Raw genomic sequence first — 14,600 nt, forward strand, 5'->3', positions numbered from 1 at the left:
TATGAATTTTAAAGATATTCAGCATTGGTCTGGATGACTTTTTGATACCACGAAAAAGATTTTTTAGGTGAGCGCGTTAATGTCCCGCTACCGTCATTATTTTTATCGACATAGATAAACCCGTAGCGTTTTTTCATCTCCCCTGTCCCGGCAGAGACTAAATCAATGCAGCCCCACGGGGTATATCCCATCAGATCCACGCCATCTTCCACCACCGCTTTTTTCATCTCACGTATGTGGGCGGCAAGGTAGTCGATACGGTACTGGTCGTTAACTGTACCATCGTCCTCGCGCACATCAATGGCGCCAAATCCATTCTCCACAATAAATAGTGGCAGTTGATAATGATCCCAGAACCAGTTCAGTGAATAACGCAGGCCAACCGGATCAATCTGCCAGCCCCAGTCCGATTTCTGCACGTACGGGTTGGAAACCAGGCTTTTCGACTCGTCGTAATCCAGCTGTGGGTTGTCCGCCGTTGCCTGGGTCGCGAAAGACATATAATAGCTAAAGCCGATGTAATCAACGCAGCCCTCGGTCAGCGCCTGACGGTCTTCCTCGGTGATATCCAGTTCAAAGCCACGGCGGGTAAAGTAGTTGAGAAGATGCCGCGGGTATTTGCCGCGAACATGGACGTCAGTAAACCAGTAACGCCGGTGCATGGCATTCATCGCCATCATCATATCGTCTGGCGCGCAGGTCAGCGGATAGATAGGACACATGGCAATCATGCACCCTATTTGTAATTCCGGGTTAATCTCACGCGCGACCTTTACCGCCAGTGCGCTTGCCACCAGCTCATAGTGCGCCGCCTGGTACATGACCGGCTCGCGGTCTTCGCCAGGCTGGTATTTCAGACCTGAGTTAGTAAAGGGCGCGAAATCTTCGTGATAATTTGCCTGGTTGTTAATCTCATTAAACGTCATCCAGTACTTCACTTTGTGCTGGTAACGAGTGAATACCACCCTGGCAAAACGGACAAAGAAATCGATAAGCTTGCGGTTGCGCCAGCCGCCGTACTCCGTCACCAGATGGTAAGGCATCTCAAAATGCGACAGCGTAATCACCGGCTCAATGCCATATTTCAGGCATTCGTCAAACAGGTCATCATAGAACTGTAGGCCAGACTCATTGGGTTGTTCTTCATCGCCGAAGGGGAAAATACGTGTCCAGGCAATAGAGGTGCGAAAACATTTAAACCCCATTTCGGCAAACAGCTTTATGTCGTCTTTATAGCGATGATAAAAATCGATGGCCTCATGGTTAGGGTAATTTTTACCGGCAATCACACCGTCGGTAATTTCACGCGCCACACCATGCGCTCCCGCGGTCATGACATCGGCAACGCTGACGCCTTTTCCGCCCTCCTGCCAGCCACCTTCCAGTTGATGAGCAGCGACAGCACCACCCCACATGAAATCTGCTTTAAATCCTGACATACCCTTCCCCTATCGTGATGACTCTGCGCAAAACGCTGTTGATGAGGTCCGCAACAGAAAACAGAAACCGGTTTCAGTACGATACTGTGCATTCGGCTAACAGGATTCAAGCACAAGACTGTACCCGGTTTCATTTTCGTGGTGCAGCTCAAACAAATAGATAAATGATTGTAAAATGCTGAAAAAACCAGCAGATAAAACTTGATGCAGAGCAGGCTCGCAAACGTTTGCTTTCCCTGTTAGAATTGCGCCGAATTTAACTTTTACTGCAAGTAAACATGTGGGGAAGCAGGCAGTGACCGATAAAACCTCTCTTAGCTACAAAGATGCCGGTGTTGATATTGATGCAGGTAATGCTCTGGTTGATCGAATCAAAGGCGTAGTAAAGAAAACTCGTCGTCCGGAAGTTATGGGTGGTCTGGGTGGCTTCGGTGCGCTGTGCGCATTGCCGCAAAAATATCGTGAACCGGTACTGGTTTCCGGCACTGATGGCGTTGGTACAAAACTGCGTCTGGCGATGGATCTGAAACGCCACGACACTATCGGCATTGACCTCGTCGCAATGTGCGTCAACGACCTCGTGGTTCAGGGCGCTGAGCCGCTGTTCTTCCTCGACTACTATGCAACCGGCAAACTGGATGTGGACACCGCAGCCAGCGTCATTAACGGGATTGCCGAAGGCTGCCTGCAGTCTGGCTGTGCGCTGGTCGGTGGGGAAACAGCTGAAATGCCGGGGATGTACCACGGCGAAGATTACGACGTGGCAGGTTTCTGCGTTGGCGTCGTCGAAAAATCAGAGATTATCGACGGTTCAAAAGTGGCTGACGGTGACGTACTGATTGCGCTCGGCTCCAGCGGCCCGCACTCCAACGGCTACTCTCTGGTGCGTAAAATTGTAGAAGTCAGCGGTTGTGACCCAGAAACCACCGAGCTTGAAGGCAAGCCGCTGGCCGATCACTTACTGGCCCCTACCCGCATTTACGTGAAATCCATTCTGGAACTGATCGAGAAGGTTGATGTGCACGCCATTGCCCACCTGACCGGCGGCGGCTTCTGGGAAAATATTCCACGCGTTCTGCCAGACAACACGCAGGCAGTGATCGACGAATCTTCATGGCAGTGGCCAGCCGTCTTCAACTGGCTGCAAACGGCGGGTAACGTCAGCCAACATGAGATGTATCGCACCTTTAACTGCGGTGTAGGTATGGTTATCGCCCTGCCAGCTCCGGAAGTGGACAAAGCCCTTGCTTTGCTCAATGAGAAAGGTGAAAACGCATGGGAAATCGGTATCATCAAAGCTTCTGATTCCGAACAGCGTGTGGTCATTGAATGAAAAACATTGTGGTGCTCATTTCCGGCAACGGAAGCAATTTGCAGGCGATAATCGACGCCTGCGAACAGAAAAAAATCAATGGCACCATACGTGCAGTATTCAGTAACAAGGCCGATGCGTTCGGCCTTGAACGCGCACGCGAAGCGAATATTCCGGCACACTCGCTGGAAGCCGCCCAGTTTGCCAGTCGCGAAGCATTCGACCGCCAACTGATACAAGAGATTGACGCCTATGCACCCGATGTTGTGGTGCTGGCCGGTTATATGCGTATCCTCAGCCCGGCGTTTGTCGCTCACTATGCTGAACGATTGCTGAATATCCACCCGTCTTTATTGCCGAAGTATCCCGGCCTGCATACGCATCGCCAGGTACTGGAAAACGGCGATGAAGAACATGGTACCTCAGTCCATTTCGTGACGGATGAGTTGGACGGCGGACCGGTCATTCTCCAGGCCAAAGTTCCAGTATTTGAAGGCGACAGCGAAGATGATGTCACGGCACGGGTTCAGGCTCAGGAACATACCATTTACCCGCTGGTGGTAAGCTGGTTTATCGATGGTCGCCTGAAGATGCGTGATAACGCTGCATGGCTGGATGGCGTTCGTTTGCCTCCACAAGGCTACGCCGCCGACGAATAATAAAAAAACCAACCTGTAAGCCGAATGTCACCATCCGGCTTACAGGCATAACTACCTTTTCCGGTTAATACCACCGGTATTCATCTACGCTCCCCCTTTCTCTTTGCTATCAGACGGTTTATTGTCATATTTTTCTGGCACAGTTGGACATCTGAGAGCAATGCTCGCCATAATAAATCGGTAGTGTCCCGTGAATGAAACGGAGTAAAAGTGGTAATGGGTCAGGAAAAGCTATACATCGAGAAAGAACTCAGCTGGTTAGCGTTCAACGAACGTGTACTCCAGGAAGCTGCTGATAAGTCAAACCCGTTGATCGAACGGATGCGTTTCTTAGGCATCTATTCCAATAACCTCGACGAGTTTTATAAGGTTCGTTTTGCCGAACTGAAGCGCCGAATCATTATTAGCGAAGAACAGGGTTCAAACTCTCACTCCCGCCATTTGTTAGGCAAAATCCAGGCCCGCGTATTAAAAGCCGATCAGGAATTTGACGGCCTGTACAACGAGTTGCTGTTGGAAATGGCGCGCAATCAGATTTTCTTAATCAACGAACGCCAGTTGTCGGTCAATCAGCAAAGCTGGTTGCGTCATTACTTCAAGCAATATCTTCGCCAGCACATCACGCCGATCCTGATTAACCGCGAGACGGATTTAGTCCAGTTTTTGAAAGATGATTACACCTATCTGGCGGTAGAAATTATCCGTGGTGATACGATCCGCTACGCGCTGCTGGAAATCCCTTCCGACAAGGTTCCCCGTTTTGTGAATCTGCCGCCGGAAACCCCGCGCCGTCGCAAACCGATGATCCTGCTGGACAACATCTTACGTTACTGCCTTGACGACATTTTCAAAGGGTTCTTTGACTACGACGCACTGAACGCCTATTCGATGAAAATGACCCGTGACGCCGAATACGATTTGGTGCACGAGATGGAATCGAGCCTGATGGAGCTGATGTCATCCAGCCTGAAACAGCGTCTGACCGCAGAACCTGTACGTTTTGTCTATCAGCGTGACATGCCCAATGCACTGGTCGAAGTACTGCGTGAAAAACTGACGATTTCTCGCTACGACTCGATTGTTCCCGGCGGGCGTTACCATAACTTCAAAGACTTTATTAACTTCCCTAACGTTGGCAAAGCTAACCTGGTGAACAAACCGCTGCCGCGTCTGCGCCATATCTGGTTCGACAACGAGAAGTTTCGTAACGGCTTTGACGCCGTTCGCGAACGCGACGTGCTACTGTATTACCCCTATCACACCTTTGAGCACGTTCTTGAACTGCTGCGCCAGGCCTCTTTCGACCCGAGCGTGCTGGCTATAAAGATCAACATCTACCGTGTGGCAAAAGATTCACGCATCATAGATTCAATGATCCATGCCGCGCACAACGGTAAGAAAGTCACCGTGGTGGTGGAATTGCAGGCCCGCTTCGATGAAGAAGCCAACATCCATTGGGCCAAGCGTCTTACCGAAGCAGGCGTTCACGTCATCTTCTCCGCGCCAGGCCTGAAAATTCACGCCAAACTGTTCCTTATCTCGCGTAAAGAAGGTGATGAAGTCGTGCGCTATGCGCATATCGGGACGGGGAACTTCAACGAAAAAACGGCACGCCTGTATACCGACTACTCGTTGCTAACTGCCGATTCGCGCATTACCAACGAAGTGCGTCGGGTGTTTAACTTCATCGAGAACCCGTATCGCCCGGTGACGTTCGATTATCTGCTGGTTTCCCCGCAGAACTCACGCCGTCTGCTGTACGCGATGATCGACAAAGAAATCGCCAACGCGCAGCAAGGACTGCCTTCCGGCATTACGCTAAAACTGAATAACCTGGTCGATAAAGGTCTGGTTGACCGCCTCTATGCGGCCTCAAGCTCTGGTGTGCCGGTCAATTTGTTGATTCGTGGTATGTGTTCTTTGATTCCGAATCTGGAAGGTATCAGCGACAATATTCGCGTTATCAGCATCGTTGATCGCTATCTTGAACATGACCGGGTCTATATCTTCGAGAACGGAGGTGACAAGCAGGTGTATCTCTCCTCCGCTGACTGGATGACAAGAAACATCGACTATCGTATCGAAGTTGCCACACCGCTTCTTGACCCGCGCCTTAAGCAACGCGTGCTGGATATTATCGATATCCTGTTCAGCGACACGGTGAAAGCCCGCTTTATTGATAAAGAACTGAGTAATCGCTACGTACCGCGCGGAAACCGCCGTAAGGTTCAGTCACAATTGGCGATTTACGATTACATCAAATCACTCGAGCAACCTGACTAAAGATATGCCAATACACGACAAGACTCCACGACCGCAGGAATTTGCTGCGGTCGACCTTGGTTCAAACAGTTTCCATATGGTCATTGCCCGCGTGGTTGATGGCGCAATGCAAATTATTGGGCGACTGAAACAACGCGTACATCTGGCGGATGGCCTCGGCGAAGATAACAAGCTGAGCGAAGAGGCCATGGAGCGCGGGCTAAGCTGTTTATCACTGTTCGCCGAACGTTTGCAGGGGTTTCCTCCATCAAGCGTATGTATCGTGGGAACCCATACTTTGCGTCAGGCACTGAATGCGACTGATTTTCTCAAGCGAGCGGAAAAAGTCATCCCCTACCCAATTGAGATTATTTCCGGCAACGAAGAAGCCCGATTGATCTTTATGGGCGTTGAACATACGCAGCCGGAAAAAGGTCGCAAGCTGGTTATCGATATCGGCGGCGGCTCAACAGAACTGGTGATCGGAGAAGATTTCGAGCCTAAACTGGTCGAAAGCCGCCGTATGGGTTGCGTCAGCTTTGCCCAGATGTATTTCCCGCGCGGTGTAATTAACCGCGAAAACTTCCAGCGTGCCCGCATGGCGGCTGCGCAAAAGCTCGAAACCTTAACCTGGCAGTTTCGCATTCAGGGCTGGAACGTTGCGCTGGGCGCATCGGGCACCATTAAAGCAGCCCATGAAGTGCTGCTGGAGATGGGTGAAAAAGACGGTTTTATCACCCCCGAACGTCTGGACAAGCTGACATCTGAAGTGTTGAAGCACGCGTCATTTGATGCGCTCAGCTTGCCTGGGTTGTCAGAAGAAAGAAAAGCAGTGTTTGTACCCGGACTCGCGATTCTGTGCGGCGTTTTTGACGCGTTAGCTATTCGCGAACTTCGCCTTTCTGATGGTGCGTTACGTGAAGGTGTGCTGTACGAGATGGAAGGCCGTTTTCGCCACCAGGACGTTCGCAGCCGTACCGCCAGCAGCCTGGCGAACCAGTACAACATTGACAGCGAACAGGCCCGGCGCGTACTAGAAACGACGATGCAAATGTACGACCAGTGGCATACGCAGCAGCCAAAGCTGGCCAATCCCCAACTGGAAGCGTTACTGCGTTGGGCAGCAATGCTGCATGAGGTTGGGCTGAACATTAACCACAGCGGTTTGCATCGCCACTCTGCGTATATCTTACAAAACAGCGATCTGCCTGGTTTCAATCAGGAACAACAGCTGATGATGGCAACATTAGTTCGTTATCATCGCAAAGCGATTAAGCTCGACGACTTGCCCCGCTTTACGCTGTTTAAGAAGAAACAGTTTCTGCCGTTAATTCAGCTGCTGCGCCTGGGCGTGCTGTTGAATAATCAGCGTCAGGCGACCACCACACCGCCGACTTTGACCCTGATTACCGACGACAGCCACTGGACCTTACGCTTCCCGCATGACTGGTTTAGCCAAAATGCGCTGGTGCTGCTCGATCTGGAAAAAGAGCAGCAATACTGGGAAGCCGTAACAGGCTGGCGACTCAAAATTGAAGAAGAGAGCTCACCCGATATCGCCGCATAAGATCTCAGCAGGTGTCAGTTCATCTGGCACCTGCTTTTCCAGCGTTTCATTCAACGGCAGTGGCTCACCAATCAGATACCCCTGCATGTAATCAATCCCCAGCGAAATCACCGCACTGCGTATTTCTTCGCTTTCGACGTACTCCGCAACCACCAGCATTCTTTTCATCCGCGCCAGGTGGCAAATAGAGGCCACGATTTGGTAGTCGAGGCTGTTCGAAACAATATTGCGAATAAAGCTACCGTCAATTTTCAGGATATCGGCATTCACATTTTTCAGCCGCGCATAGCTGGCATACCCAGTACCAAAATCATCAATCGCAATCTGACAGCCCAGTGATTGCAGCTGCAGCAACGTTGCCTGTGCCTGTTCCGCATTGGTCAAGGCATTGCTTTCCGTCACTTCAAAGATAAGTTGCCATGCTTCAACCTTGTACTTATTCAGTAACTGATTGATGTCATTAGGAAGTCGCGCGCGACATACTGAGGTGGGTGATAAGTTGATAGCAAACCGGTGGGCGGGCATTTTTTCCCGATTCTGCGCCATAAATTTCAACGTATTTTCAATCACCCACAGATCGATACGGGATGACAAACCAAACTCATGGGCTACCGGCAAGAAGTTATCAGGGGCAATAGTTTCACCGTCATCCCCCTCAAGCCGCAGGAGGATTTCGTGATAAACGTCGCCACGCACGCCAAAAATCGGCTGCGCCTTCAGGAAAAAGCGATTGTTCTCCAGCGCCTGCTGAATACGGTTCATCATCGCAACTTTATCTTTCAGGTCGCGTTGCAGGTGCATCACACCACGCCGCTGCAAATTCTCTGGAGAATTGGTTGCCAGCGATAATTCGGCAATGGTACTTAACTCTCCCAGCAACAAATAGATATGGTTAACAGGAGAACGGACATAGCAAAAGCTGATCCCAACCTGCGGTTGCAAAGGCATTCCGTCCCAAACAAAACGAAACTGCTTGATATGCCTGTCCAGTGCTTCAATGCGTTCCTGGTGTAGCTCAGTGTTAAAACGCAGGATTAAATCATTACCTGACAATTGATAGACATGCTCATCCTGTTCAAGCAACGGTGTTATCCACTGAGCCAGTTTTTGCTTGTACTGGATACGCAGCATAATGCCGTAATTTTTCACCAGCAGCTCCATGCCCGGAACACCCAAAAAGCAAAGCACTGACCATGGCGCGTTTTTCAAATCCCGGTTCAAAGCGCGCAAATTCGGGATATGCACCATAGGGTCAAAGAAGGCCAGGCGATGGTTGCGCCGGGTAACAAAACGTTGACGCGTTGCCAGGACCGCAATGAAATTCACGATGAAGGAAAAAACCAGATAACTTGATGAGGTAATGGCAAGCTGCGTATCGTAACCCGAATACCATGGCATATAGCGCTGATAATAATGAATTGCGGTAATAAGTACGACCGCCCATATCAACGAAATAAATCTATAACCGTAACGCATTGCCCCCCAAAGCATGACGGGAAGTAACAGTGACAAGGTATAATTCGTGCTAAATATTGAGCTTTGTTCATTGAGCGGCATACACAACATTGCCATTAGCACAGTCAATATAATCAACCAGACCGCAAACTCTGTTTTAGTCACTTTGGTATCAAACTGCTGCTTTAACTGAGAAAAATAGCCTCTCAGATGCAAGGGGTTGCGAATTGTTCGAATGATGAAATAACACAGCGGCACACCTACAAGATTCCCCGCGAGTATGGACTGATAGTTGATCAATGTGCCTGTATTGAAGGGCATAACGCCCACCATGCCGGATTTGCTTTCATAAACACCCACAAATGCAGCAAACTGGAAGAGTATCAGAAACAGCGTTGCCGGGCAGAAGACCTGCCAGAACATACGCTGAAACATCAGGTGAGAATCGCCGTGGGAAACGTTGTTTCGTCGAGGAGAAAATACTTTATATCCTCCCCAGCTAAGCACGATTGTAACTATAAAGTGCGAAATTATTGAAAGTGTTTCAAATAACCCGACCTGCGGATATTTGTACCAGATAATGGAAATGATAATACCTGGCAATGCCGTCCAGCCAAAAAAAAGCATCAGGCTAATCATCAGCGCTAACGGCAGGTAGAAAAGAATTACGGTCCCCGTACTAATATGGGCATAGGTGGTGGCAGTGCTCAATATAGGCAACAACAAAGAAGGTAAGATGAGAGGTAATGCCCACCATCTATCTCTAATACCAATATAATTTTTATTGAGTTTCATAGATGCTCAGTAGAATCCCACACATCCTGTAGGGGGTATTCAGACAGGCATCCCACCTGACTTTAAAACGATAAAGTAAAATACATCACAATGATTCATCGATTTTAGTTGTCAGCAAATTGTGATGCTTGATACATATCAAAAAACATCCCCCTCATTCATCAATTATTACTCTTTTCATTATTTTTTATCGTTAATACATTATTCATGCAAATAATAATATTAATTTCCATAACATAAGAAGATAAAACAACTGAAGCAATTTTACATAAGGAAGAATTGACCATTCCCTCTCAGTGTGCCTTAATGTGAGTATCGCCCTCAGTTGGGTACACTACAAGGAACCTTTTGTGAGCCAGGTTACCAGCCTACGCAAACGACACCGATTTAACAGTCGCATGATCCGGATCGTACTGCTTATCAGCTTTCTCTTCTTCTTCGGACGCTTCGTCTACTCCGCCATTGGTGCGTGGCATCACCACCAGGACAAAAAAGAATCTCAGCAGACCACTCAGCCGCAACAGACAGCTCCTGCACAAACCGACGAACATTGATCGCTCGCGCCTGTGATACCCCCAGCATTAAGATTCCTTACCGGATGGCTAATCGCCTGACATTTAACCATCCGGTAAGGGATTTGAGTGACGAAACTTTACACATATCCCCCCTCTCCCGCTTAATTATCAGATAATCGGCCGTATTTTTCGCACAAATGCACAATCTTTTCATCCCACTTCACCGCACCATTCGCGCTGATTTTTAAGTTCCGGTTTAGCGGACATAAAAAGACAAACAGTGCTCAAATAAACGCTAATTAATATCACCAGCAAATATCACTGATGCAAGCATTTATATTTCGCATGAAAATTAAATAGTTATTTGAATTGTTATCATTTTTAAATACTACAGGGTAATACCATGAGTGGTTTTTTATTATTCCCGAAAATAAGAAGCGGCCTTGAGTGGATCGCCGGGCACAGCGATGCTGTCATTCAATTCGGCTGGAATATCGTTGCCGCCGTGATCTTATTGTTTATCGGTAAATTTATCGCTCGTCTGCTCTCTCGTGGGCTGGAAAAGTTACTGCTTAAACGTAAAGTCGACAGAACGATCATTCAGTTCTTCACCGCGCTGGTACGTTACATTACCCTCGCCTTTTCCGTCGTCGCCGCATTAGGTCGCATCGGTATTGAAACATCCTCCATTATTGCCGTCATCGGTGCCGCCGGACTGGCCATTGGCCTCGCGTTACAAAGCTCGCTTTCCAACTTTGCCGCTGGCGTGCTGTTGGTTTCCCTGCGACCTTTTCGCGCCGGAGAAGTAGTGCAGATTGGTGCAGTCACCGGAACAGTAGAAAAGGTGCACATCTTCTCCACCACCCTGCTAACCGCGGACAGCAAAGAAGTGGTGATTCCAAACGGTAAGATCATCGCTGACAACATCATTAACTATTCCCGTCACCCTTTTCGTCGTATCGATCTGGTGATTGGTGTGGGTTATCAGAGTCGGATTGCAGAGGTTAAGCAAGTTATTAATCACATTATCGAGCTGGACAGCCGCATCGATAAGCAACGTGGGGTAACCGTTCGTCTGGGCGAACTGGGCGCTTCAGCGTTGAATTTTTACGTGCGCGTATGGGTGCCCAATATCGAATACTGGAATACCTATTACGATCTGCTGGAAAACATTAAAGAGGCGCTGGACGCCAACCACATCGACCTACCCTATCCACAGATGGATGTGCGTATTCAGCATGTCGCACCTCAGCAACAGTCTCAGCTGCAACTGGTCGATTAGCGTACTTTCCTGCAGAACATGCGCCTGAAGTATTTGCTGAAGTATTTTCTGAAATGCGTGCAATAAAAAACCCTCTATAAACAGAGGGTTTTTTGCATATTACCGGTTCAAAAAACCGCTAACGGAAAGGGATATTATTCCCACTCAATGGTAGCTGGCGGCTTACCGCTGATGTCATACACCACGCGGGAAATACCGTTCACTTCGTTGATAATGCGGTTAGAGACGCGGCCTAAGAAGTCATACGGCAGGTGTGCCCAATGCGCGGTCATAAAGTCGATGGTTTCGACCGCACGCAGGGAAACAACCCAGTCGTACTTGCGGCCATCGCCCATCACACCAACGGAACGAACCGGCAGGAACACGGTGAACGCCTGGCTTACCTTGTTGTACAGGTCAGCTTTGTGCAGCTCTTCAATGAAGATAGCATCCGCGCGACGCAGCAGGTCGCAGTACTCTTTCTTCACTTCGCCAAGCACACGTACGCCCAGACCCGGTCCCGGGAACGGGTGACGGTACAGCATGTCGTACGGCAGGCCCAGCTCCAGACCAATCTTACGCACTTCGTCTTTGAACAGCTCACGCAGCGGCTCAACCAGACCCATCTTCATCTCTTTCGGCAAACCGCCCACGTTGTGGTGAGATTTGATAACGTGCGCTTTACCGGTGGCTGATGCCGCGGATTCGATCACGTCCGGGTAGATGGTGCCCTGCGCCAGCCACTTAACGTCTTCCAGCTTCAGCGCTTCTTCATCAAATACTTCCACGAATACGCGGCCAATGATTTTACGTTTAGCTTCTGGGTCGTTCTCGCCTTTCAGCGCGTCCAGGAAACGCTTTTCGCCTTCCACGTGAACGATGTTCAGGCCAAAGTGGTCGCCGAACATATCCATCACCTGCTGAGCTTCGTTGAGACGCAGCAGACCGTTGTCGACGAACACGCAGGTCAGGTTTTTGCCGATTGCACGGTGCAGCAGCATCGCGGTCACGGAGGAGTCAACGCCGCCGGACAGACCAAGGATAACTTTATCATTGCCAACCTGCTCACGAATGCGGGCAACGGCGTCATCGATAATTTTTGCCGGCGTCCACAGCGCTTCACACTGGCAGATGTCGCGCACAAAACGCTCCAGCATGCGCATGCCCTGACGGGTGTGGGTAACTTCCGGGTGGAACTGCACGCCGTAGAAGCGTTTTTCTTCGTGCGCCATGATAGCGAACGGGCAGCTGTCGGTGCTGGCAACGGTCACGAAACCTTCCGGAATGGCGGTCACTTTGTCGCCGTGGCTCATCCACACGTCCAGCAGCGGTTTGCCGTCTGAGGTCAGGGAGTCTTCAATACCGCGGACAAGCGCGCTGTCGGTCTGAACTTCAACCTGCGCATAGCCGAATTCACGTTCGTTAGAACCTTCAACATGGCCACCGAGTTGCATTGCCATGGTCTGCATGCCGTAGCACACGCCGAACACCGGCACGCCCGCATTGAAAACGTATTCCGGCGCACGCGGGCTGTTTTCTTCGGTGGTACTTTCCGGACCACCGGAAAGAATGATACCGCTTGGGTTGAATTCGCGAATTTGTGCTTCCGTAACATCCCATGCCCACAATTCACAGTAGACGCCCAGTTCACGTACGCGACGTGCAACCAGCTGAGTGTACTGCGAGCCGAAATCGAGGATGAGAATGCGATGTTTATGAATATTGTCTGTCATTGACGCTAATTCCGAGGCAAGTGAAACAAATTCGCCCGGCATATAGCCGGGCGCGGAAACTTATCAGGAGCCCATGCGGTAGTTAGGGGACTCTTTGGTGATGGTCACATCGTGAACGTGACTTTCCTGAATACCCGCACCGCTGATGCGTACAAACTCTGCTTTCGTTCGCAGCGCGTCGATAGTACCACAGCCGGTCAGACCCATACAGGAGCGCAGGCCGCCCATCTGCTGGTGAATGATCTCTTTCAGGCGACCTTTATAGGCAACGCGACCTTCGATACCTTCCGGGACCAGTTTGTCAGCAGCGTTATCGCTCTGGAAGTAACGGTCAGAAGACCCTTTGGACATCGCGCCCAGAGAACCCATACCGCGGTAAGATTTGTAAGAACGGCCCTGGTACAGTTCGATTTCACCCGGGGATTCTTCAGTACCCGCCAGCATGGAGCCAACCATCACTGCGGCAGCACCAGCAGCAATCGCTTTAGCGATGTCGCCGGAGAAACGAATACCGCCGTCGGCGATAACCGGAATACCGGTGCCTTCCAGCGCTTCAACGGCATCAGAAACGGCAGTGATCTGCGGAACACCGACGCCGGTCACGATACGGGTAGTACAGATGGAGCCAGGGCCGATACCCACTTTAACTGCGCTGCAGCCAGCTTCAGCAAGCGCGCGAGCACCTGCGCCCGTAGCAACGTTACCGCCGATGATCTGCAGGTCCGGATATTTAGCGCGAGTTTCACGGATACGCTGCAGAACGCCTTCAGAGTGGCCGTGAGAGGAGTCAATCAGCAGAACGTCTACGCCAGCGGCAACCAGCGCGTCTACACGCTCTTCGTTACCTGCGCCAGCACCTACCGCTGCACCAACGCGCAGACGACCATGCTCGTCTTTACAGGCGTTAGGTTTACGTTCTGCTTTCTGGAAATCTTTTACGGTGATCATGCCGAGCAGGTGGAAGCTGTCATCAACAACCAGCGCTTTCTCAACGCGTTTTTCGTGCATTTTGGCAAAAACGACATCGCGCGCTTCGCCTTCACGAACGGTCACCAGACGCTCTTTTGGCGTCATATATACGCTAACCGGCTGGTTCAGGTCAGTCACAAAACGCACGTCACGGCCGGTGATGATGCCGACCAGTTCGTTATCTTCAGTCACTACCGGGTAGCCAGCAAAGCCGTTACGCTCGGTCAGTTCTTTCACTTCGCGCAGAGTAGTGGTTGGCAGTACGGTCTGTGGGTCAGTTACCACGCCAGATTCGTGTTTCTTCACGCGGCGAACTTCTTCAGCCTGGCGCTCGATGGACATGTTTTTGTGGATAAAACCGATGCCGCCTTCCTGGGCCAGGGCAATTGCCAGGCGCGCTTCCGTCACGGTGTCCATTGCTGCGGAGAGCATAGGAATGTTCAGGCGAATGGTTTTCGTCAACTGGGTGCTGAGGTCAGCAGTATTCGGCAGAACGGTAGAATGAGCGGGAACGAGGAGGACGTCGTCAAACGTCAGGGCTTCTTTTGCGATACGTAGCATGGGCAATATCTCACCTGGGAGGTTATTAAATATTGCCGCGGCATTATACAGAGCGTAACCGATTGCATCCAC

At 50.4% G+C, this 14,600-nt stretch carries 10 protein-coding genes; 6 read left to right on the forward strand and 4 right to left on the reverse strand.

The annotated features are described in order from the left end of the window. Window positions 1-8 precede the first annotated feature (8 nt). Window positions 9-1,439: a 6-phospho-beta-glucosidase gene (locus tag OGY04_RS21405; RefSeq protein WP_048224988.1), complete on the reverse strand. Its 1,431-nt coding sequence runs from the start codon at window positions 1,437-1,439 to the stop codon at window positions 9-11. Between the two features lie 295 nt (window positions 1,440-1,734). Between OGY04_RS21405 and purM the strand changes: the two genes are divergently transcribed. The 4 genes from purM to ppx all read left to right on the forward strand — a co-directional run bounded on the left by purM (window position 1,735) and on the right by ppx (window position 7,239). Further along, a complete protein-coding gene (gene purM, locus OGY04_RS21410; RefSeq protein WP_286585999.1) occupies window positions 1,735-2,772 on the forward strand; it encodes a phosphoribosylformylglycinamidine cyclo-ligase in 1,038 nt (345 codons plus the stop codon). Next, window positions 2,769-3,410: a phosphoribosylglycinamide formyltransferase gene (purN, locus tag OGY04_RS21415; protein WP_008785442.1), complete on the forward strand. Its 642-nt coding sequence runs from the start codon at window positions 2,769-2,771 to the stop codon at window positions 3,408-3,410. Before purM ends, purN begins: the two co-directional genes overlap by 4 nt. Before the next feature lie 216 nt (window positions 3,411-3,626). After that, window positions 3,627-5,693, forward strand: a complete 2,067-nt coding sequence (gene ppk1 / locus OGY04_RS21420) for a polyphosphate kinase 1 (RefSeq protein WP_032944192.1) — start codon at window positions 3,627-3,629, stop codon at window positions 5,691-5,693. Between the two features lie 4 nt (window positions 5,694-5,697). Further along, window positions 5,698-7,239 carry an exopolyphosphatase gene (ppx, locus tag OGY04_RS21425; RefSeq protein WP_032944195.1) on the forward strand — a complete coding sequence of 514 codons (1,542 nt, stop codon included), beginning with the start codon at window positions 5,698-5,700 and terminating at the stop codon, window positions 7,237-7,239. Here ppx and OGY04_RS21430 read toward each other — a convergent pair. Further along, entirely contained in the window at window positions 7,219-9,489 is a 2,271-nt protein-coding gene (locus OGY04_RS21430) for a bifunctional diguanylate cyclase/phosphodiesterase (RefSeq protein WP_258736403.1), read from the reverse strand. The genes ppx and OGY04_RS21430 overlap by 21 nt on opposite strands. A 350-nt stretch (window positions 9,490-9,839) precedes the next feature. On the opposite strand from OGY04_RS21430, the gene OGY04_RS21435 reads away from it, so the two are divergent. Then, window positions 9,840-10,043, forward strand: coding sequence for a YfgG family protein (locus OGY04_RS21435; RefSeq protein WP_008785446.1), 204 nt, complete (start codon window positions 9,840-9,842; stop codon window positions 10,041-10,043). 364 nt (window positions 10,044-10,407) lie between these two features. After that, a complete protein-coding gene (mscS, locus tag OGY04_RS21440; protein WP_286586000.1) occupies window positions 10,408-11,286 on the forward strand; it encodes a small-conductance mechanosensitive channel MscS in 879 nt (292 codons plus the stop codon). A gap of 134 nt (window positions 11,287-11,420) precedes the next feature. Here the strand turns inward: mscS and guaA are convergent, their stop codons facing one another. Together guaA and guaB are read right to left on the reverse strand one after the other, a co-directional pair. Further along, the gene (guaA, locus tag OGY04_RS21445; RefSeq protein WP_149607872.1) at window positions 11,421-12,998 is read right to left on the reverse strand and encodes a glutamine-hydrolyzing GMP synthase; all 1,578 of its coding nucleotides are present in this window, start codon (window positions 12,996-12,998) and stop codon (window positions 11,421-11,423) included. 63 nt (window positions 12,999-13,061) lie between these two features. Then, window positions 13,062-14,528 carry an IMP dehydrogenase gene (gene guaB / locus OGY04_RS21450; RefSeq protein ID WP_003037756.1) on the reverse strand — a complete coding sequence of 489 codons (1,467 nt, stop codon included), beginning with the start codon at window positions 14,526-14,528 and terminating at the stop codon, window positions 13,062-13,064. Window positions 14,529-14,600 lie beyond the last annotated feature (72 nt).

It is taken from the genome of Citrobacter sp. Cpo091, from assembly GCF_030332645.1.
Taxonomy (GTDB): domain Bacteria; phylum Pseudomonadota; class Gammaproteobacteria; order Enterobacterales; family Enterobacteriaceae; genus Citrobacter; species Citrobacter portucalensis.

Coding starts and splice junctions, on each gene's coding strand:
- ppk1 (WP_032944192.1), top strand. CDS start 3,627: ATGGGTCAGGAAAAGCTATACATCGAGAAAGAACTCAGCTGGTTAGCG.
- ppx (WP_032944195.1), top strand. CDS start 5,698: ATGCCAATACACGACAAGACTCCACGACCGCAGGAATTTGCTGCGGTC.
- guaA (WP_149607872.1), bottom strand. CDS start 12,998: ATGACAGACAATATTCATAAACATCGCATTCTCATCCTCGATTTCGGC.
- mscS (WP_286586000.1), top strand. CDS start 10,408: ATGAGTGGTTTTTTATTATTCCCGAAAATAAGAAGCGGCCTTGAGTGG.
- OGY04_RS21405 (WP_048224988.1), bottom strand. CDS start 1,439: ATGTCAGGATTTAAAGCAGATTTCATGTGGGGTGGTGCTGTCGCTGCT.
- OGY04_RS21430 (WP_258736403.1), bottom strand. CDS start 9,489: ATGAAACTCAATAAAAATTATATTGGTATTAGAGATAGATGGTGGGCA.
- purN (WP_008785442.1), top strand. CDS start 2,769: ATGAAAAACATTGTGGTGCTCATTTCCGGCAACGGAAGCAATTTGCAG.
- guaB (WP_003037756.1), bottom strand. CDS start 14,528: ATGCTACGTATCGCAAAAGAAGCCCTGACGTTTGACGACGTCCTCCTC.